Annotated in this window: 15 protein-coding genes, 1 tRNA gene and 1 pseudogene; 8 read left to right on the forward strand and 9 right to left on the reverse strand. The window is 41.1% G+C overall.

Annotated features, from left to right (window positions below):
• Positions 1-21: 21 nt before the first annotated feature.
• The 3 genes and pseudogenes from yafN to JEU79_RS02850 form a co-directional block, all read left to right on the forward strand.
• The gene (gene yafN / locus JEU79_RS02840) at positions 22-321 is read left to right on the forward strand and encodes a type I toxin-antitoxin system antitoxin YafN (RefSeq protein WP_198262876.1); all 300 of its coding nucleotides are present in this window, start codon (positions 22-24) and stop codon (positions 319-321) included.
• A gap of 166 nt (positions 322-487) precedes the next feature.
• Positions 488-727 carry a type II toxin-antitoxin system YafO family toxin gene (locus tag JEU79_RS25940; protein WP_246539952.1) on the forward strand — a complete coding sequence of 80 codons (240 nt, stop codon included), beginning with the start codon at positions 488-490 and terminating at the stop codon, positions 725-727.
• Positions 728-735: 8 nt separating this feature from the next.
• A pseudogene (locus JEU79_RS02850) lies at positions 736-1,176 on the forward strand (ATP-binding protein); the annotation flags it as partial.
• Positions 1,177-1,566: 390 nt separating this feature from the next.
• Here JEU79_RS02850 and JEU79_RS02855 read toward each other — a convergent pair.
• On the reverse strand, positions 1,567-2,439 hold the full coding sequence (locus JEU79_RS02855) for a tetratricopeptide repeat protein (protein WP_198262877.1): 873 nt from the start codon (positions 2,437-2,439) through the stop codon (positions 1,567-1,569).
• Between the two features lie 229 nt (positions 2,440-2,668).
• Positions 2,669-2,755 (reverse strand) — tRNA-Leu (locus JEU79_RS02860).
• A 267-nt stretch (positions 2,756-3,022) separates the two neighbouring features.
• On the opposite strand from JEU79_RS02860, the gene JEU79_RS02865 reads away from it, so the two are divergent.
• Positions 3,023-5,545 carry an EAL domain-containing protein gene (locus JEU79_RS02865; RefSeq protein WP_198262878.1) on the forward strand — a complete coding sequence of 841 codons (2,523 nt, stop codon included), beginning with the start codon at positions 3,023-3,025 and terminating at the stop codon, positions 5,543-5,545.
• Between the two features lie 40 nt (positions 5,546-5,585).
• On the opposite strand, the gene JEU79_RS02870 is transcribed toward JEU79_RS02865, so the two are convergent.
• From JEU79_RS02870 to gloA, 7 genes are all read right to left on the reverse strand, one after another.
• The gene (locus JEU79_RS02870; protein WP_198262879.1) at positions 5,586-6,671 is read right to left on the reverse strand and encodes a TRAP transporter substrate-binding protein; all 1,086 of its coding nucleotides are present in this window, start codon (positions 6,669-6,671) and stop codon (positions 5,586-5,588) included.
• 53 nt (positions 6,672-6,724) lie between these two features.
• Positions 6,725-8,995 carry a DNA helicase II gene (gene uvrD / locus JEU79_RS02875; protein ID WP_198262880.1) on the reverse strand — a complete coding sequence of 757 codons (2,271 nt, stop codon included), beginning with the start codon at positions 8,993-8,995 and terminating at the stop codon, positions 6,725-6,727.
• 94 nt (positions 8,996-9,089) lie between these two features.
• Positions 9,090-9,812 (reverse strand): 6-phosphogluconolactonase, encoded by a 723-nt coding sequence (pgl, locus tag JEU79_RS02880; protein WP_198262881.1) that lies wholly within the window; start codon positions 9,810-9,812, stop codon positions 9,090-9,092.
• Positions 9,813-9,845: 33 nt separating this feature from the next.
• Entirely contained in the window at positions 9,846-10,850 is a 1,005-nt protein-coding gene (locus tag JEU79_RS02885; RefSeq protein WP_198262882.1) for a glucokinase, read from the reverse strand.
• A gap of 158 nt (positions 10,851-11,008) precedes the next feature.
• Entirely contained in the window at positions 11,009-11,656 is a 648-nt protein-coding gene (locus JEU79_RS02890) for a methyltransferase family protein (RefSeq protein ID WP_246539954.1), read from the reverse strand.
• Positions 11,657-11,678: 22 nt separating this feature from the next.
• Entirely contained in the window at positions 11,679-14,789 is a 3,111-nt protein-coding gene (locus tag JEU79_RS02895) for a hypothetical protein (RefSeq protein WP_198262883.1), read from the reverse strand.
• A gap of 134 nt (positions 14,790-14,923) precedes the next feature.
• A complete protein-coding gene (gene gloA, locus JEU79_RS02900) occupies positions 14,924-15,310 on the reverse strand; it encodes a lactoylglutathione lyase (RefSeq protein WP_198262884.1) in 387 nt (128 codons plus the stop codon).
• A 276-nt stretch (positions 15,311-15,586) separates the two neighbouring features.
• On the opposite strand from gloA, the gene mnmL reads away from it, so the two are divergent.
• From mnmL to JEU79_RS02920, 4 genes are all read left to right on the forward strand, one after another.
• The gene (gene mnmL, locus JEU79_RS02905) at positions 15,587-16,612 is read left to right on the forward strand and encodes a tRNA modification radical SAM protein MnmL/YtqA (RefSeq protein WP_246539955.1); all 1,026 of its coding nucleotides are present in this window, start codon (positions 15,587-15,589) and stop codon (positions 16,610-16,612) included.
• Positions 16,613-16,919: 307 nt separating this feature from the next.
• On the forward strand, positions 16,920-17,693 hold the full coding sequence (locus JEU79_RS02910; RefSeq protein ID WP_198262885.1) for a substrate-binding periplasmic protein: 774 nt from the start codon (positions 16,920-16,922) through the stop codon (positions 17,691-17,693).
• 16 nt (positions 17,694-17,709) lie between these two features.
• Positions 17,710-20,283, forward strand: a complete 2,574-nt coding sequence (locus tag JEU79_RS02915; RefSeq protein ID WP_198262886.1) for a PAS domain S-box protein — start codon at positions 17,710-17,712, stop codon at positions 20,281-20,283.
• A gap of 42 nt (positions 20,284-20,325) precedes the next feature.
• Positions 20,326-21,084 (forward strand): substrate-binding periplasmic protein, encoded by a 759-nt coding sequence (locus JEU79_RS02920; RefSeq protein WP_198262887.1) that lies wholly within the window; start codon positions 20,326-20,328, stop codon positions 21,082-21,084.
• Positions 21,085-21,096: the final 12 nt, after the last annotated feature.

Below are 21,096 nucleotides of genomic sequence, written 5' to 3' on the forward strand. Positions count from 1 at the left end.
CATTAAATGACGGAGGTATATATGACTACTCATAGAATATTAGCTGAAGAGTTTGTTTCAGTCTCAGAAATGCGTAAGCATCCAGCAGATTATTTTACAGATCACCCCATTGCTGTAATGAATAAAAATCAAACTGCTGGTTATATGGTAGGAAAGGAATTGTTCGAGTCTATGGTTGATCTCATCAAGCAATTGCAGCCGCAGGAAACATTTACAGCCAAATTCCAACCATCTATCACTCAGCTAAAAGCGGCTACTAAAGGTTCTTCTGAGTTTCTGGCAACCGCAAAAGAAGAGGAATTAGGGGACTTTATTGAGTGAAAATCAGAGTCTTACACCATAAGTCGCTAGAATCACTCTTTTCCGAGCTGGAACTTGATTTAACGGCTCTGAAAGATGATTTTAAGGAATACAAAGAATCTGGAAATCCACCTAGTGTAACTTTGGGCGTGACGTACTTTATAATCATCCCAACACGTTACCCATTGTGCGTCAGGAAAAAATCTCACATATTCACCTGAAAGAGCCTGATGAACCATGGCATTTTCGTGTGCTTCAGTTTAACAGAACAAGTGACACTCATTTAGTTTATTGTCGAGGCTTTTATAATGAAAACTGTTATTTACTCATGGCATTACTATCTCCAGATGCACACAATCAAGCGCTAAACCGCACCATTATGTTTAACCTTGGCAAAATGGCTGAACAATTTAGAAACAAATATTAAAACACACTAATATTATTTTACTGGGTGGCGTTGGCTTAGGAAAAACGCATCTGGCCACCGCCTTAGGTCATCATGCCTGTCTCAATGGAAAACGGGTCTTGTTTACAAATACGGTGGATGCCATTAATTCACTCATTGTGGCACAGAAATCGGGTCGTTTGAAACTGGAAATGCGCAAATACATTAAACCTGAAATCCTCATTTTAGACGAACTGGGCTACTTACCCATTGATAAGAATGGAGCCGATATGCTGTTTCAAATCATCTCTGGTCGTTATGAAGTGGGCTCAACGGTGATCACCACCAATCGTGCCTTTAAGGACTGGCCAGAGATCTTTAACAATGACAGCACATTGACCTCAGCATTGCTGGATAGATTACTGCATCATGCTCAGACAGTGGTTATTGAAGGAAAAAGCTATCGTATGAAAGATCAGATTGAAAGTTAAAGGAAAGTCATTCAAATCCCAGATCATGACTTGATCTGGGAATCATTGAGGTGATCTGGCCGAAACAATTTCAAATGGCCAACTCTTTACAAATTCACAAGACCGCTGTCACTATGTTGAATCATTCTTATCTTTTCTTGACAAGAATGACAAGCTGGGGAAATCCCTGATTAATGTTCCAAAGGCATTTCAATTTCAGTTAATAAAAAGCGAATTTTTTAGAGGATTGGGGGGGTGTGCCCGGCCGGCGCTATAGCCTCGGTGAGTTTCATCGGGGCTTTTCGCTTTCTGATGTTGGAAAAACCTTCATACCCCGTCCTGTATACCCAACACCCACATGATCGCGACCAGTATCACAATATCTGTTGTCTATAAAAAACCAGAGATTTTTTATTCTCCCTTTAGTGTTTTCATCGACATTTCTTCTAGAAGAGACTTATTCTTTATTGGGAAATCTTTATAGTATTCGACCCGCTTCATTTCAGAATTTAGCTTTTCACCCTCTTTAAGTTCTTCAGTGATGATTTTATTAACCAGAGCTAATTCATAATTAGGGTCAAGTGCTAGTGCTTTATCAAAATACTGGATAGCCAAGGCTTTTTGTCCCATTTGAGAGTAACAAATTCCAATATTACCATGACAGGCAACATGGCCTGGTTCTTTTTTAATTAAGCTGGAAAATAAATCAATGGCTTCAGGATATGATTTTGCAGACATGAGATTAAATGCCTCATCAAAATCATGCAGGTTTTGGCAGTATTGCTCTAGGCTGGTATTTTCTCCTTTTTTTAACATCACTCTGGCATCATTAATTAACTTTTCAGCCTGCGTGTAACACTCCGTATCATAACAGGTCAGCTCATGCATTTTATCAATAGTTTCTACCATTTTATGTAATAGAGCACCTTTAAAATAAGCTATAGCTAAATTTAAATAAGATGGGGCAAACTTAGGATCATGCACAATGGATTTTTCTAAAGCAATAATGCCCTGCTTAGGATGACCCGATGTGACATAAAGCAGCCCATAGGCATAATAAACATACCCAACATCAGGGTGTGTCGATAAGATTTGATTTAATAGTTTTTCAGCTTCATGGTAATTTTTTTCTTGAATTAAATGTATTGCAAAAGCGATCCGTTCATCCAATTGATTTTGCTGTTTTTTTAAAAACTCTTTTTTCTTTATCTCTAATTCCCGCTTTTTTCTTTTAGCGGCTTTCAGTTGCAATTTTTTCTGTTTTTGTTGTTGGTTTTTTGCCATTGTGACCTATCTTGTATTCACACTTTCAGCGTGGGCACAAAAAGCGTGTCCACCCTACATTTATCTGCAAGTGATATATTGTAGAACAGAACAATACCGTTAATTATTATCCAGAACTCAGCTTAAGTACATATTATTAAATACTAAGACATTTTACAGCATGGGGTGCAATATGCACAATAATCATTGGCAAGAGAAAAAGTGTCTATGAGACCAGAATAACTGTATATGGTGCCCAGGAGAGGACTTGAACCTCCACGCCCCGAAGAGCACTAGCACCTGAAGCTAGCGTGTCTACCAATTTCACCACCTGGGCAATAGGTTGGCATGGCTGTGAGTAGCCACGGTTGGATTGGAACGGAAATTATACTGCGTTTTTATTTAAAATGCTTGTTTTTTCTCTCTTGAAATAATCTTTCATTCTCCTTTTCATTGATATAAGTCCTGATTTTTTTCATTTCAATGCTATAATTTATAACACACCAATATAACATAGCTCAATTTTCATTGGATACAGTGATGGCTTACTCTCAAGTCACCTGCTTTTACTTCATATCCGGCTTTTAAACTATGGTTTTCTCTAGTGAATAATTATAAGTGGCATTTAGCCATTATTACTTTTGTATTACTCAGTATTACATCAGTTTTCATCTTTTATGATGAGGATAAAAATTTCCTTACAGAACAGACTAGCTCTCAAATTGATGAGCTTTTACGCCTTAGTTTAAATGAGGACAACCCCTTTGAAGAAGATGCATCTTTCGATGCTCAGGCTGCAGAACAACTCCGCAAACACAAAATTATCACGCTGATTAAAACCCTTGAGACTCAGGCAGAAAAAGTAAGCCTGATGGCAGAATCACATTTGGACACTCGAAAGACTCTATTTTTAATGCTGATTTTATTAATATTTGTTTATTTAAGTTACGTACTTTTAAAAGTGCTGAATACTTCAAAACGCATTGAAGCCTCTAATATTCGCATTAAATCCGAAATTACAAAAATTCAGACCACCTTTTCTTCTATAGGTGATGCAGTGATCACCACTGATCGCAATGGCTTAATCGATTATATGAACCCATCGGCTAAGGAATTGACCAATTATTATCTCAAAGAAAAATGCAACACCCCTATTAATATCGTTTTTAAGATATTTAATGAGAATAATTATCTATTGCCTGATCCGAATGCTCAGGCCATTAAAGAAGAGCGGCTCATTAAAGGTAAGCAGAATATATTCTTGCAGCGTCGTGGTGGTAGCAGATTGCCCATCATCTATACTATTGCCCCTATTCATGACTCCGACAATACCACGATAGGCACGATTATTGTTTTTCATGATACCAGTGAAACACACAAGCTGACCAAGGCCTTATCGTGGCAGGCAACTCATGATGCGCTCACCAAACTGCCTAATCGCACTTTGCTTAAAGATAAGCTTGAATCTTCACTTGAAAAAGCCAGAGAAAATCAAACCTTACTGACGTTATTTTTTATAGATCTTGATGATTTTAAACCGGTAAATGATGAATATGGCCATGCTCAGGGTGATAAAGTGCTACAAATTATTTCCCAGCGTTTATTAACCGTGATCCGCAATGAGGATATGGTGGCACGACTCGGTGGTGATGAATTTGTCATCACCTTGCTTTCATTCAATGAGCCCAGTGAAATCACTAAGGCGCTTGAGCGTGTGATGTCAACAATTTCCCAGCCTATTCCTGTCGGTAGTGCCAATGTTATTCTCAGTGCCAGCATTGGCGTTAGCATTTTTCCCGATGATAACTCTGATGCAGACACTCTTTTACGTCATGCTGATCAGTCCATGTATATTGCCAAACAGAAAGGTCGTAATCAATATCATTTCTTTGATGTCGAATCCAATCAGGTTTCTACACAAAAAGAAAGCCAACGCCAACGACTTGAGCAAGCGTTAGATAATGATGAATTTTTTCTTGTCTATCAGCCCAAGGTTAATATGCGTACCGGTCATATTTATGGCTTTGAAGCACTGATTCGTTGGCAACATCCCGAAGAAGGTGTCATTTTACCCGTCAATTTCATTCCTCTCTGCGAAGAAAGTGATTTGATTGTGCGTATCGGTGACTGGGTATTTACCCAATCCCTCAATCAACTAAGCTTATGGTTAAAATCTGGATTTGATTTTCGTCTGGCGATCAATATAGCCCCTCGACAATTTGAACAAACTAATTTTATTCAAAAATTGGATGATTTACTCGCTCTATACCCTGACATTTCAGCGAGTCTGATTGAGCTTGAAGTGCTTGAATCCGCTGCTCTGCAAGATACTGGACGAGTCAGTGAAATTATTAAAGCGTGTCATCAACGCGATATTAGTATTGCATTAGATGATTTTGGCTCTGGTTATGCATCACTGTCCTACTTAAAGCAACTACCGGCTAACCAACTTAAAATTGATAAGTCCTTTGTACTGGATATGCTCACCGATGAAGGCGATCTGGCCATTGTTGAAGGCATTATCAGTCTGGCAGGCATTTTTAAGCGTCAGGTGATTGCCGAAGGTGTGGAAACACGTGAGCATGGGGTCATGTTATTACGCCTTGGCTGTGATATGGCTCAGGGGTATGGTATATCCAGGCCCATGACTCATGACAAGGTACTGGACTGGTCAAAAAACTGGAGCCCCGATCCTAATTGGTTATTATGGTCTGAAACCAGTTGGGATATTTCAGACTTTCCACTCTTAATTGCTCATAGTGATCACTTTACAGGTATCAATGAGGTAATTAAGTCAATTTATGCTTATCATGAGAAAGAGGATGAATTATTTGATTTAGTCGGTCATCATCACTGTCGCTTGGGTAAATGGTATTACGATATAGGCAAAGAAAAGTATCAGCATCTGAATTGCTTTCAAACCCTGGGAAAGCCACATAAAGAAGCGCATGAACTTGCCAAGCATTTATTGCAGTTGTGCCATAATGGCAAGCAAAATAAGGCCATTGAACAAATACCACAATTAATTACACTGCGTGATAAGGTGATTGATAAGCTGAATGATTTACAACAAGAAATTTTGGAGCAACATGATAAAAAAACGGGTGACTCAGACTATATGAGCTAGGGTGGGCATGGTTTTATCTGCCCACCCTACATTTAAGTCCTTATACTAAGGCTCTGGCCTTCATGTAAGCCTGTTCACTGACACGACTCCATTGTGCGACATTATTTTTAAATTCAGAAAATGAAGTATATATTTTCTTTGATAGCGCATCATGCTCACCGACTTTTGCTACTACGTCATTTGATAGCGCATGTAATTTCTTCACCACATCATCCGGATATTGGCGCATTTCCACTTTATGCTTAGTAATAAGTGTCTGTAAGGCCTGATTGTTTTTTGCCGTATAATCTGCCAGCATATCCTGATTGGCCACACGACAAGCGGCACGAACAATCACTTGCAAATCTTTAGGTAGCTTATTAAAAGCATCCTTATTGATCATCGCTTCCATGGTTGAACCGGGCTCATGCCAACCGGGGTGATAGTAAAATTTGGCTACTTTATACAAACCAAAGGCCATATCATTATACGGACCTACCCATTCTGTAGCATCAATCGCACCTGATTGCATGGAGGTATAAATTTCACCGCCGGGCAAGGTTACGGGTGTGCCTCCGGCTTGCTTCAGCACTTCACCACCCAGTCCGGGAATGCGCATTTTTAAGCCTTTTAGATCACTAAGGCTATTGATCTCTTTATTAAACCAACCACCCATTTGCACGCCGGTATTACCTGCAGCGTTAGGGATGAGATTGAATTTATCATAGAGTTCTTCCCATAACGCCATGCCGCCGCCATGATAGAGCCAGCCATTCATTTCCTGTGCGGTTAAACCAAAGGGAACGGAGGTAAAAAATTGCGTAGCAGGATGTTTGCCTTTCCAATAATAAGCGCCACTATGTCCCATTTCTGCTGTGCCACGGGAAACGGCATCAAACACTTCTAATGCCGGGACAATTTCATTGGCACCATAAACTTTTACCTTCATCCGGCCACCACTCATTTCATTGATGGTTTTAGCAAGAAAGTTTGCCCCTGTGCCAAGGCCGGGGAAGTTTTTTGGCCATGAGGTGACCATTTTCCACTTGATGGTTTTAGCCGCTGTGGCTGTCTGAATACCGCCCACCATGCCTGCAGTGGCAACAGAACCTGCACCCACGCCTTTTATAAAGTCACGTCTTTTCATTATTTGTCCTTGTTTGTCCTGTTTTTTTTCAATCGTTATACCCGTACTACTTATCACAAATCAAGTTTGGCCACATTTAACATCAACCAACGAGTACCATGGGTATCGAAACTCACTTGAACTCTGGCACGAGCTCCTGAGCCTTCAACGTCTACCACCATCCCTTCACCAAACTTTTTATGGCTCACGCTTTGGCCAATATAAACGCCATCTTCTTCGTCACTGGAAAATTTACTGGCATTATGATTAAACCTGCCAGCACCATAAGCACCTTGACGATTTTCCACCACTGCTCTCACTTGAGAAACAAGGGAAGCTGGAATTTCTGTTAAAAACTGTGAGGGACGAGCCAATTCACTGCGCCCATAAATGGTACGGCTTTCCGCATGACTCAGGTGTAATTGCTGGCGTGCACGGGTGATACCAACATAACAAAGGCGTCGTTCTTCTTCAAGCCTGCCACCGACATAATCTTGCAGGGCATTTTTATGCGGGAACAAGCCCTGCTCCAAGCCACTAAGGAACACCAGCTCAAATTCTAAGCCCTTGGCACTATGCAATGACATGAGTTGCACACAGTCCTGCCATTCATCAGCCTGACCTTCACCCGCTTCCAGTGCTGCATGGGCTAAAAATTCAGCCATAGGGCTTAAATTGTTCGTATCATCCTCTTCCTGCACTTCATCTCTTGCTTCCAACATGGCATCCAATAGGGGATCACCTTGTTCATCAAAGCGTTTGGCCGCGTTGACCAATTCATCTAAGTTTTCTACCCGCGCCTGAGAGCGTTCGGAGTTTTCTTTGCCATGATGTTCTTTGAGCATGGACGCTTCAACAATATGAGTCACTTGCTCAGTCAGGTTCAGACTATCCTGAGTGGCCTCACCGGCATCGATTTGAAGTTCTTCTATCAAGTCGATGAATTTCTGTACTGAAGTTGCAGCACGGGCAGTGAGGCCTTGGTTAGCAGCGAGTTCCACAGCCGTTTGCCAGAGATTTTGTTGCTTTTCTTTGGCAACCTGACGAATATTATCTACGGTGCGCTGGCCAATGCCCCGGGTCGGGGTGTTGATGATACGTTCGAATGCTGCATCATCCTCACGATTGGCGATCAGGCGCATATAGGCTAGGGCATCTTTAATTTCGGCGCGATCATAGAAGCGCAAACCACCATACACTCGATAGGGTACACCGCGTTTGACCAGTTCATATTCATGGGGCTGGGACTGCGCATTGGAGCGGTACAAAATCGCGATATCACTGCGTTTGCCGCCATTTTCTATCCATTTTTCAATTTGTCCACAAACATAAGCCGCTTCGTCAATTTCATTGAAGGCACGATAAATTTGTAATAATTCACCTTCACTGTCTTCGGTCCAAAGCTGCTTGCCCATACGATCACTATTGTTCGCAATCACAGCATTCGCTGCATCGAGGATATTGCCCGTCGAGCGGTAATTTTGTTCCAGACGCACGGTTTCGGTGCTACCGGATTTAAAGTCTTCACTGAACTCACGGATGTGTTCTATTTTGGCACCACGCCAGCCATAGATGGATTGATCATCATCACCCACTACCATGGTGGTCATTTGGGTTTCCGGAAGGTTATTACCACTGAGCACTTTTAACCAGGCATATTGAATGGTATTGGTGTCTTGAAACTCATCGACTAAGAGGTGGCTGAAACGTTGTTGATAATGTTTCAAGACATGGGGTTTATACAACCAAAGCTCATGGGCGCGGAGTAACAGTTCGGCAAAGTCCACCATGCCGGTGCGCTGACATAGCGCTTCATATTGTTGATAGACATCCAGCATGAATTCACGATTATGCAGTTCACGTTGATTGACTTGAGCTGCTCTGCGACCATCGTCCTTGCACTCATTGACAAACCATTGCGTTTCACGAGGTGGGTGTTTTTTATCATCAATACCCATCTCTTTCATGATACGTTTGATCAGACGCAGTTGATCATCACTATCAATGATCTGAAAGTTTTCTAATAAGTTAGCATCTTGCCAATGGGAGCGTAAGAGCCGATGCGCCAGACCATGAAATGTCCCTACCCACATATTTCTAACAGGTGTTTTTAGCAGGTTTTCGATACGAAAACGCATTTCACCCGCGGCCTTGTTAGTAAAGGTCACCGCCATAATACTATAGGGTGAGACATTTTCAACCTGCACTAACCAGGCAATGCGATGCACTAATACACGCGTTTTGCCACTGCCTGCCCCTGCCAAAACCAGGGTGTTTTGTGCTTCCGAACAAACTGCCGCGCGTTGGGCTTTGTTCAAAGGATCAATTATTTGGGAAATATCCATAACTTAGAAATACACGCCTTATCTTAAGGTTTAGGTTCAACGTTCATCATGATTATAGGGAGGTGTTTATTAATGTGCAATATTCAATGTGGATTTATTCGGGCATTGCATCCTGGCTAACAAGCACTTCAAGTGATTGTTTGGCTAGAATTTGGGCTATTGGCAGGGAAGTTTCGTTATTTTCCAAGCCTTCTTTTTCCAACCTTTCTATTTCCAACCACTGCCTCACTGCCTCTTTTTTACCACTGCCCGTCACGAGGATAAGCACTTGCTCACTCAATGCAATGGTTTTCAGGCTCAGGCTGACACGTTCTGAGGGCGGTTTTGGGGAGTTATAAACGGCATGGGTGAGTGCATTTTTGTCGTGCTGATGACCGGGGAATAAGCTAGCCGTATGACCATCTTCACCCATGCCTAATAAGACCATATCAAAGGGTAAAAAGTCTTTAATGGTTTCAGCATAATCACTTGCACCGTCTTTAGCGCCAAGTTCTGCTTTGATTGGGTGGTAATTTTCTCGAGGAAAATCAGGTGTATTTTCCAGCCAGTTTTGTTCGATCATTAGACTATTACGTTCTGGATCATTGTCGGGCAGACAACGTTCATCACCAATAAATAATTGCCATTTTGACCAGTCTAAATCATGCTCTGCAAGCAATTGATATACTTGTTTGGGTGATGTGCCTCCGGCGAGGACTAGCTTAAATACATCACGTTGAGCGATTGCTTTTTGTGCGCTGTGGATAATTTTATCCGTAGCTGTTTGCGCAACGGTTTCGTGATTGTCGAATACTTGCCAATGGGTTTTATGAGTCATAGTTTATTAGAGTTTTTGAGAGTTGATATCAGTTTATAAGGTTTCATGAGCGTTTTGATAAGCGAACATCGCTGGGCCATAGAGTGCAGTTTTGTCATTCATAATCACTTTAACAGGCATCGCTTTCATGAGGTGACTCATGCGACCTTTGTTACAAAAAGCTTGCATAAAGCGCCCTGATTGTAAGGCGCTTATAATTTTTGGAGCAATACCACCGCCCAGATAAACACCACCCTGAGCCATGATTTTGAGTGCCTGATTGCCTGCTTCAACGCCATAAAGCGTCACCAGCCAAGTCAATGCCTGTTGGCAGAGTTTATCTTTATTGCTCATGGCGGCATTTGAGATAGCCGCAGCAGCATCTACTTGCATTGCCTCAACGAGCCACTCAGGTGGACTAGCATTTGCTTCTGCACACAAAAATTCATATAAATTTACCAGTCCCATGCCGGAAACAATGCGTTCCCAACTGACATGGCCTTGATATTTCTTGCTGAGATAGCCTTGTAGACGAAATTCTAAATCATTGCTCGGACTAAAATCAGTATGGCCACCTTCAGTGGCAAAAGGCAGATGGTGTTCACCGTTCCAGAACATTCCCGCTTCACCCAAGCCCGTACCGGCGGCTATAATGGCGCAATTTCCACTCGCATCTGTCTGCCCTGCGTTGAGCGTGACAAAATCATTGGCCTTTAAGGAGGCAATTCCCCAGGCATTGGCTTCCAAATCATTTAATAAATGCACTGCTGACCAGGAAAATGTTGCCTGCAATTGCTTTGCCGAGACAATCCAGGGCAAATTGGTCACTTCACAACACTGCTTGATCACTGGACCGGCAACACCAAAACAGGTGTTATGAATATTTTCAGTTTCGGGATATTGTGCCAGAAAATGTGTCACAATATCCTCTAGCGAGGCGTAATCACAACTCACATAGCTTAATTCAAAGACTGAATGGATCGGAGAATTCGTGGCGGACACTTCAAAAATACCTAAGTTGGTTTTAGTGCCACCAATATCACCTGCCAGAACTTTCATCACGCCTGTATCTTCCTATCACTTTATTTTTAACTGCTGTCCACCCGCAAAACCGTAGGGTGGGCATGGCTTTATCTGCCCACGCTGGCTCAATACCGGATCACTTTCAGCGTGGGCACAAAAAGCGTGCCCACCCTACGGTCTGCATAACCCCCCATTCAATTTTTATTTTCTATTAAATCTCTAGCTTGCTCGGCACTTAATATTTTCCAGGGCAATGGTACGAGACCAGCCACCTGTTGTTGATAACGTTGGTAGACCTCGCCATGATAAGTACATAACTTTTTCTCTTCCAGCCATGAGCCTATAATAAAATAGGCTGTCACCAAAACATTAACCAATAATTGTACGGTGGAAAAGTCCCGGCTCCAGATGATCACCAAAGCAAAAAAATACCAGGGATGACGCACATAGCGATGTAAGGGAGATATCTGGAAACATTCCTGATCATGAACACTGGTATTACATTCTTTGAGCTGGCGCGTGCCCCAGAATTCCGACAAATCATAGAATTTGAGTGAATAGAAAAATCCCAGTATCGACAAGACAATCAAAGCACGACTGAGATACCATGCGATTCCCTGCCATTGCCATAATGGTTCACCTGGATAAACAAACATCACCAGTAACAAAGGCAGTAACAAGAGCATCGCTAGGGCATTAAAAGCTAAACGATAATAGGGCATCAGCTCAGGCCAGCGTTTTGCAAACCATTGTTTAAACGTTAAAGATGCCGCCAATGAGTGCAATACAAAATAGGCGACAAATGCCCCTATTACCAGCCAAAAACCTGTTTGTATCAGCAATTGCTTTCCTTAGAATTCAGTATTAGTTTAATTTTAGCTCAAAAGGATAGCGCTGTATTTGCTGCCCTTCTGAGACAACTAATACAGCTTTCACCGGTACGCCATGATAACTGACAACAATATTACCGCTTTTCTTATAGCGTTGACCAGCATTTATCTGCATTTGCCCTCGATAAATATCAGCCGTTGAAATACGTTGATTATTGGCATCTAATAAATAAATTTGCAATAAACGATCTTGATTAGAGCTGACTTCAAATTCAATCATGGCATTAGAAATACGAACAATCTTGGTACGTACGCCTTCATCTTCCCATTGTGCGCCAATATTCATATCGGTAAAACTGATACTATGCATTGATAAGGGCAAGTGTACAATCACTTCACCACGGATAGTTTTCAGTGGCACTTCTACATTCTTATAATCAAGATTAAAGGCCAGTTGACCATCCATATACGGCTTATCTTTATCCACGATAAACTGCCCATTCATGTAGAAACCTTTCGCTTTAAGGGGATAGAAATAAAAGTGCTTGCTCTGTGGTGCTTGCAATACTATTTCCAAGGCCGATAAATTATGCCGCAACTCATCAATGATTGGGGTTTTAATCAATAATACTCCCGTTGTCCCCCAATGCTGACTGGTTTTGACATTATGCAGCGCCAGATTAAAGGGGCCATCATGCCATTGTGCTTGTTTATCGTCTATCGCTAATGCTTTTTCTTTACTGACTTTTTGTTGCCAGCTCTTCAAGGTCGTCAGAGTGGGTCTTTCTTGCTCATATTGCCATTGATTGTCAGAAGGATACGGAGGAAACTTTTTTATCTCAAATGGATATTTAAGCGGGCTGAATTCGGTGGCATAAATTACTTCAATGAAAGCAATTTCACCTTGATATGTTTGAGAGACTGAATAGCCTGACATCAATAAATTACTCATCGATGAGCGACTCATGCGATGCAATACTTGCTTGTTCTTATTTAAAGCACGTACCGAGAGCACTCGTTTTTCATTGCCCAACACGGTATAAGACAGGGTATCGGATGCCGAAGGCTTGAATAAAATCTGACTATCTTGCACCATTACGTTTTTATTTTGGCGCGTTTTTTGAAATTCTATCCGCTGCGTCTGAGTGGCTAGATTGAGTTCAATTTCACCTCGAATGGATTTGACTTGAGAAAATGACACATCCGGCTTAAGTTTTACCTTATGTCTAACTTCCAGCTCATTATAATGTACCTGTTTATTGCCGACAAAGGCTGTTTTTGCTGTCCCAAAGAGAGAAAAATAAGTCTCGTTTTTAGCATCTGTTTCAGCAATTTTTGAATTGCTGTCATTGCAATGATTTTTTAATAAAACATTATTACCCTGCTGATCAGTTACTGCCAAAATTTTTATTTTTGCCTGCTGCTGCCCCAAGTTATCAATATTCTGTGCTTTGCCACGCAAATGAAAAATGATTTGCTCAGCATCACCCGATGACTCGAGCAATAATTCATCAACCGCGATAGCAAAAGGCCCATCTATCCATGCTGGAGTAAAAAACATATCCAGTGAATCATCAAAGGCTTTTAATTGTGAGGCCTGATAAGTTGCTTGAAATTTTACTGGAGTCAGTTCAATTTCTTCGGTTGTTTTATTCTTGCTTGCCGTATTGGTGCTGCTTAAATCATTAGAATTCAGGTCAAAGGTCGTGCTGAGAAATTTGGCAACTAATTCATTCATGCTCAACTGCATTGAGGTTTTTAAAGCATTGTCTAATTTGAGCTGCATTGATACCCAGCCATGCTTATCTTCTGGCAAACTGCTTTGCAGATGAATCTTGTTTAATAAATTTTGTAAATTCGTTAATCCAGCACTCATTGCCTGCATTTCATTTAGCTTAGTTTCCATTGCCAGGGATAATTTTTTCAGTTCATCCCCTTGTTTTGAGTGTATGGTCACGTCAAGCAAGCCCGCCGGTGGTAGCAATTGCATTGCAAGTCCCGCAAAGACACTTTCTACCTCTGTGTTTTTCTTGCTTGCCCCTTTCGTCATTAGCAGAGCAGTTTGCATTACTTTTGGCATTGCTTTTGGCATTACTTTTGACATAGTCGAATGACGAATAGAGGCTAAATTAATCGCTGGTTTAAACACAGCCAAACTCACCAACTTATCTTGTCGATAGGTTTTCCAACTGCTTAAATCAAGCACCGTTTTTGCAGTACTGGTTTTAGCCAGTAATTGTTGTAACTCGTCCAAATGCCCTGCTGAACTAATTAAAATTCGCTCTGGGGTGATGGATAATTCAAGAAAAGCAGCTGATTGACATGATTGGGCATCGAAGGTAGCGATTTTCAAATGAGTGAAATCTTTGTCCGGTACGTTTTTATCTAGCACGGCTTTCACCTGATAATTTTCTTGCAAGCTCTTTGTTGTTTCTGCCACTGAGAAATTGCCTAAAATGATCGTCTGGGAAACCCATTGACCCTTCTCAATATAGCCTGCACTCACCACCTGCGAAACAGATTGTTCAACATTCAAGCCTGCTTGCTTGATTTGTTGTGACCAGTGGCTTTGGCTCATTGCCTGACTGCTATTATCAGCTAGAAATAAATTTTTTCGTGCCACTGACCGCTCAACATTTATGTGAGCTAAATAAAGCAGTGGCTTTGCTGCCAATGCTTCTTCGATGGCCAGCACTTCATCTGGCACTTCAATATGGTATTGCGTCCAAAAGCTCCACATCAGGCTCAGAAATATACCCCACAACAGTATAGCAACGAGCAGTCGCTTACTTCGTTTTAGTTTTTTGATGATTTTTCTAGGCTTGAACTGCTTTTTTGCACTGCGGTGCTGATGGGTAATTTTTTTGGTCACATCTTTAAGTATGATCACTTCAAGTCCTGCCTGAGAAAATAAGTGCTGTAGTTTTTGTGCATGACTTTCATCATATGCTCGGCGAATAATCACCACTTTTCCAGAAAAGAATTTTTTTTCAATTTTTTCCGGCGCAAGTTTAGTCAATTGAACAATATTTTCAATGACCTGCTGTTTCTCAAAACCGGGTAATAAGTGGCCTTTAAAGACCACTTTAAATTCACCACGATCGCTAGATCGTTTTTTTCTCTTGCTGAGCTTATCCGTTGTCATGACTTTTGCTAACGTAATTAATTGAGATATCAATTATAGGTCTATTTTTTAGAATAAATTTGCACTACTTAGCGTTTTATACAAAAAGGTTGACAATGTAGAGCTATGTTAGACAATGTTAGAGTTAGACAATGCTATTTTTTCGGCCCTAATAATTCAATTTCATAGCCATCTGGATCTTTCACAAAGGCAATAATGGTCGTACCTGCATTCATCGGCCCGGCATCACGGATGATTTCCCCACCCTGCGCTCGAATTTCTTCTGTCGCCCTATAGACATCATCGACTTCAATGGCCAAATGACCAAAGCCATTGCCCATATCGTAGGACTCAGTATCCCAATTATGGGTGAGTTCAATGGCAGTATTTGATTTTTCATCACCATAACCCAAAAATGCCAGGGAAAAGCGTCCCTCGGGATACTCTTTCTGGCGCAAAAGCGTCATGCCTAAAATATTGCTATAAAAATCAATGGAACGCTGTAAATTGCCCACTCGAATCATCGTATGGAGTAATCGCATATTGGTCAGTCCTCTATTAGTTTTATCATTTAACTGTTCAGGGTAACTCCCGTATCCGATTAAATAGCTTGTCTTTTCAGGGACGCTCTAGCACATCCCTGTGACGCTTTATGAAAACAGCCTGTTTTCAAAACCCTGTAAAGACAAGCTATTCAACCGGATACTCTATTGGTAGGCTCAACACTCTGAATAGTTACATTATTTATTCACTAGCTTAGCCGATATTGATTGGCCTTTTCAACAAGCCGTGCAAATGATTATTCATTGACAAATAAGGTGAATAAAGTAATTATTCCCCGCTCAATTGGAATTTTATACAGTCTGGGGAATCATTTGACTAACAAGCATGACGGCAAAGGCAGTTCTGAACTCGACTTTAGTCATTGGGGTGGCCATCGTTATTTCCCTATCAGCCAGTTTTATAAACAACGCTTCGGAGAGAAAGTGTATAAGGTCTCGGTGAGCATTGCGGAAACCTGTCCGAATCGCCAGCCCAATACTCGGATGCCCTTATGTATTTTTTGTGATGAATGGGGTTCTGCAGCCTATCATCTGGAACGTGACAAGCCTCTGCAAGAGCAAATTATTATTAACCGCGAGAAAATTGCCAAACGCTATCGAGCCAAAAAGTTTTTGGTCTATTTTCAGTCCTATACCAATACGTTTGATCGAGTTTCTGAATTAGAGCAACGCTTTGAAGTTGCTCTAAGCGAAGAGAATATTGCGGGGATCGTGCTAGGCACTCGTCCTGATTGTCTGCCTGCCCGTATATTACCGCTATTACAAAAAACCCATGAAAGTCACTACGTCATGGTGGAACTAGGCCTGCAAAGCTTTTTTGACCATCATCTCACTTTTTTGCAACGTGGCCATGATGTTCAGCGGGGCTATGATGCCATTGCTAAATTACATGAGCATACCGGTGTCGATATTGGCATTCACCTGATTTTTGGTCTACCCGATGAAACGGATGAGGAAATCATTCAAACGGCACAAATTCTCAATAACTTGCCCATCTCTAATGTCAAATTGCACAATTTACACGTATTGAGCAAAACACCTCTAGCGGAGCAATATGAGCGCGGTGAGTTTCAGCCCATAGAATTAGATGAATATATCAATAAGGTGACACTTTTTTTACAACATCTATCACCGGATATCGCCGTGCAACGCTTAGCAGCTGTCGCCAGTCGCTGGGATGAGTTCATTGCCCCGCAATGGACCAAAGAGAAAATGCGCCCCACGCAAGCCATTGAAGATCAGTTGAAAATTCAGTCTATTTATCAAGGCAAGCTCAGTTAAGTGTTCACCTGCCCTTATCAGCTTGAATAATTACCAAATTATAATTGCAGTTAACATAAATTAAGCTAGACTTAATTTATTAACATTTACTTGCGACCAAAGTAAAATAATCCGTGCATAGCTCTCACTTTTAATGTTTACATAAAAATAACATCGCAAAAATAAAAAATAAAATGCAAAATAGCAAAGATTGTATGAATTTGTTAGGCAACGACTACCGACAACAAAGAACGAACGGAAACATCTGCACTCATTTAATGTTAATAAGCTATCAATATTAGTTTTTAAGCAGAAGGTTAATTCGTTTATGTGGTTTATGTCACACCGTCATTTTTTTTACACTCTCTTTCTTAGCGCACTGCTTTGCTCACTATTGTTCTCTCCTCTTTATGCCGAGAATCATAGCGAAAAAGTATTTTCTATCACTTCTGGTCGTGGTACTCCCTTTGTTACTGATCAGCATGATGGTTTTTTTGATCGCATTACCCAACAAATGTTTCAACGCATCGGTCTCAAAGCCAGCGTCAGTCTACTTCCTTCACAGCGCTCCTTACTCAACGCCAACAATGGCATTGATGATGGCAATATGGCAAGAATTAAGGGTATTGAAAAAAAATATACCAATTTAGTCATGGTGCCAGAAACTGTCATCAATTTTGACTTTGTTGCCTATAGTAAAGACCAGCAAATAAAGATCAGCACATGGAAAGACCTAGCGCCCTACAATATTGCCTTTATTAGGGGTTGGAAACTATTTGAAAAAAATGCTATCGATTATAAATCATTAGTCCGTGCCAGTGACTCATCCCAACTATTTAACTTGCTGAAAAATAACCGTATTGATGTCGCGCTCTATGATGCCTGGTGGTTTGAAAATAAAGCAAAAAACATCTATAGTGTTAAACCACCACTTGCCCGCTTTGAGCTCTACTTTTATTTAAACAAAAAACATCAAGCTCTAGTACCTAAACTGACTAAAGCACTGCAAGCAATGAAAAACGATGGCAGCTATCAAAAGATTTACGAACAAACCCTAAAGACACCTATTAATGAGTCTGTTGACCTGAATTCTGGAAAATAAATACCACATTACCTTAATGAAAAGTAATATAGCAAAAAAACTCATACTTTATACCATTTTATTTAGCTCTGCTATTACGCTGATAATAACAGCCGTACAGCTATACACTGAATTTCAATATGATGTGATGAGCATCAATGAAAAACTACAGCAAATAGAAAGCAGTTATGATGAAAGCATAACCCGCTCTGTGTGGAATTTAGACAAGGATCAATTGCAGGTAATTTTGGATGGCATCACTGAATTGCCTGACATTATTTATGCCAAAGTCAATACCGGAGATGACACCGAGATCGTTAGCAGTCGCCATGCATCCTCAGAAATCATCAAGTCCAAACTGGATTTGAATTATTTTTATAATAATAAAAACATTACTATTGGCTCTTTTACCGTTATCGCTTCCCTTGATGATGTTTATCATCGTCTGCTCAATCGCCTCTGGGTGATTTTATTTTCCAATGCTTTAAAAACATCCTTAGTGGCGGTATTTATTTTTTATCTGTTTTCCCATCTGGTCACCCGCCACTTGGGCAAAATTTCCCGCTTCTCTGAGCAACACAATGCACTGTCTGAGCAAAAAACCTTAACACTGGATAGAAATACCAGCCAACATGATGAGCTCGACACCGTTGTTGAAGCGATTAACGACATGCATTATCGCTTACACGAAAAAATTTCAGAAATAAATCGGCAAAAACAATACCTATCTCGCACCTTGAATAGTATTGGTGATGCCGTTATCACTACTGACAATAAAGGCCTGGTCACACGTTTAAATCCGGTAGCTGAGAAACTGACCGGCTGGTCTAATACAGACGCCCTGAATAAGCCCTTAAAGGCCATTTTTCCCATTATTGATGCCACCACGCGTGAAACGATCCCTAATCCCGTCGATACCGTATTAAATCGGGGTGAAACCGTTTATTTAAGCAACCATACCACCCTCATTGCTCAAAATGGTCAGGAGTATCAGATTGCCGATTCCGCCGCCCCCATCCGTGATGGTGATACTATTTTAGGCATGGTATTGGTATTCAACGACGTCACTGAAGAATATAAAATGCGTGAGGCGCTGCATGAGAGTGAACAGCGTTTACGTCAATTAGCAGAAAACCTCAATGAAGTATTCTGGCTGGGCTCACCCGACTGGAATGAAATCATTTATATCAGCCCTGCCTATGAAAAACTCTGGGGAATGAGTGCCGACAAACTGTATCAAAATCCACGCGTCTGGCTGGAGTCAATCCACCCTGACGATCAGGCTCAGATATTAGCTGAAATCCCCCAACAATCCGACAATATTCCTGCTTGCATTGAGTTTAGTGAGTATCGTATTATCAAACCCGATAACAGTATTTTATGGATTAAAGCAAGAGCCTATCCCGTTTATGACAGCGATGGCAAGGCGGTTCGTATTGCCGGTATTGCCGAGGATATTACCGCCAAAAAAGCAGCGGACGAAACGCTGCGCCGCACGCAAAAAATGAATGCCTTGGGCAAACTCACTGGTGGTATCGCACATGACTATAATAATATGCTCGGCGTGGTCTTGGGCTATGCTGATTTACTCAACGACATGCTCGAAGATCAGCCCAAATTGCAGGCTTATGTCAGTAAAATCACCCATGCGGGTCAACGCGGTGCGAAACTAACCAAAAAACTCCTCTCGTTCTCAAAAAGCAAGTCCACTGATATCAAAAAACTGGATATCAATACCCTCCTTAGAGATGAGCAGCACATGCTGGAAAAAACCCTGACCGCACGTATCAAATTAAGCCTTATACTCGAACAAAACTTGTGGCCTGTTTGTCTGGATGAAAGTGAATTAGAAGATGCTATTCTTAATATGGCCATCAATGCAATGCATGCCATTGATAAAAATGGCCAACTTGAAATAACAACCCTCAATGTACCTGCCAGCAGTATTGAAAAGCAAGGTTTGCTCTTAGCGATTGGCGATTATGTTCAAGTTAGCATCAGTGACAGTGGCTGTGGTATGAGTGAGAGCGTTAAAGAACAAATTTTTGACCCCTTCTACTCCACCAAGGGTGAACAAGGCACGGGACTGGGTCTAAGCCAGGTCTATGGTTTTGTCAGCCGCAGTGGTGGCACCATTGAAGTGCATTCAAAGTTAGAACTTGGCTCACAATTTAATTTATATTTCCCCCGCTATACCGGTGAAGACACAGCGCGTAATGCAGCAGAAAAATCCACCATCACAAGGCTTAAAAATGAGGTCATTATTCTGGTAGTCGATGATGAGCCTGATTTACTCAATTTGGCCTGTGAAATTCTCTCTAAGCATGGCTATCAGATCTATCGGGCAGAGCATGCAAAACAGGCTTTGAGCATCATGGCCACCACTCATATTGACATTTTATTTTCCGATATCATTATGCCTGATATGGATGGTTATACATTAGCTGCCGAGGTGAGTAAACGCTATCCTAATATAAAAATTCAACTCTCTAGTGGCTATTCTGGTGAAAAAAATACCGAACAGGTTGATAATCAACTTTCTCAACAGGTGCTACAAAAACCTTATACGGCACAAACACTGCTTAAGCGTATTCAGGACTTGCTAAATTAACATCTGCTGACTAGTATTAAATAAATAATATTAGGTATCGACATGAAAATAAGCACAACATTCTACATAGCGGGTTTTTGTGCTATTTTTTCCTTCTTAGCACCCTTGTATGCAAGCGAACACAATGGCGCACAAACACCTACCATCATGCTGAATGACACCAATAAAGAACCTTTTACTAACAACAATAAGGACGGTTTTTTTGACCTGATTTTAGCTGAAATTTTTCAGGCTGTCGGCTATCAACTCAAAACCGTGCATCTGCCCCCCGAACGTGGATTACTTAGTGCTAATGACGGCATAGTTGACGGTGAAGTAAATCGTATTATTAATCTGGAAAGCACTTATCCTAACCTAATACGTGTCCCTGAAAAAATACGTGATTCTGATTTTTGTGCCTTATCGCTCAACCCAACAATCATTAATACCCCTGAAGTACTCAACAAAAAAGTCGTTGGCCACATTAAGGGCTGGAAAATTTACGATAAAATGATGCGTGATTCAAAACAAGTGATTACTGTCAGCAGCCCTCAACAACTACTGAGACTATTAAAGTTACAGCGCATTGATGTGGCCTTATATACCTGCGTCGAAGGCCTTGCCTTAGCCAAACAACTTAATATCCAGCAGCTGAAAATACTCAAGCCGTCCTTTATACAAGTGGGGATGTATATTTATCTTAATAAACGCCACGTAGATTTAGTGCCAAAACTAAGCCAAGCATTGCACGCTATAAAAAAAAATGGTCGCTATGGTCAGCTCTATCAAGAAAAAATACGACCCTATTATGTTAACGAATAAATGAGACTATTA

This window comes from sulfur-oxidizing endosymbiont of Gigantopelta aegis (assembly GCF_016097415.1).
Classification (GTDB): Bacteria; Pseudomonadota; Gammaproteobacteria; order GRL18; family GRL18; genus GRL18.

What these genes read in the sequence shown, in the direction of transcription:
- gloA (WP_198262884.1), bottom strand. Translation starts at nt 15,310, where the DNA reads ATGCGATTACTCCATACGATGATTCGAGTGGGCAATTTACAGCGTTCC.
- uvrD (WP_198262880.1), bottom strand. Translation starts at nt 8,995, where the DNA reads ATGGATATTTCCCAAATAATTGATCCTTTGAACAAAGCCCAACGCGCG.
- JEU79_RS02915 (WP_198262886.1), top strand. Translation starts at nt 17,710, where the DNA reads ATGAAAAGTAATATAGCAAAAAAACTCATACTTTATACCATTTTATTT.
- JEU79_RS02870 (WP_198262879.1), bottom strand. Translation starts at nt 6,671, where the DNA reads ATGAAAAGACGTGACTTTATAAAAGGCGTGGGTGCAGGTTCTGTTGCC.
- JEU79_RS02895 (WP_198262883.1), bottom strand. Translation starts at nt 14,789, where the DNA reads ATGACAACGGATAAGCTCAGCAAGAGAAAAAAACGATCTAGCGATCGT.
- JEU79_RS02920 (WP_198262887.1), top strand. Translation starts at nt 20,326, where the DNA reads ATGAAAATAAGCACAACATTCTACATAGCGGGTTTTTGTGCTATTTTT.
- JEU79_RS02910 (WP_198262885.1), top strand. Translation starts at nt 16,920, where the DNA reads ATGTGGTTTATGTCACACCGTCATTTTTTTTACACTCTCTTTCTTAGC.
- JEU79_RS02855 (WP_198262877.1), bottom strand. Translation starts at nt 2,439, where the DNA reads ATGGCAAAAAACCAACAACAAAAACAGAAAAAATTGCAACTGAAAGCC.
- JEU79_RS02885 (WP_198262882.1), bottom strand. Translation starts at nt 10,850, where the DNA reads ATGAAAGTTCTGGCAGGTGATATTGGTGGCACTAAAACCAACTTAGGT.
- yafN (WP_198262876.1), top strand. Translation starts at nt 22, where the DNA reads ATGACTACTCATAGAATATTAGCTGAAGAGTTTGTTTCAGTCTCAGAA.
- pgl (WP_198262881.1), bottom strand. Translation starts at nt 9,812, where the DNA reads ATGACTCATAAAACCCATTGGCAAGTATTCGACAATCACGAAACCGTT.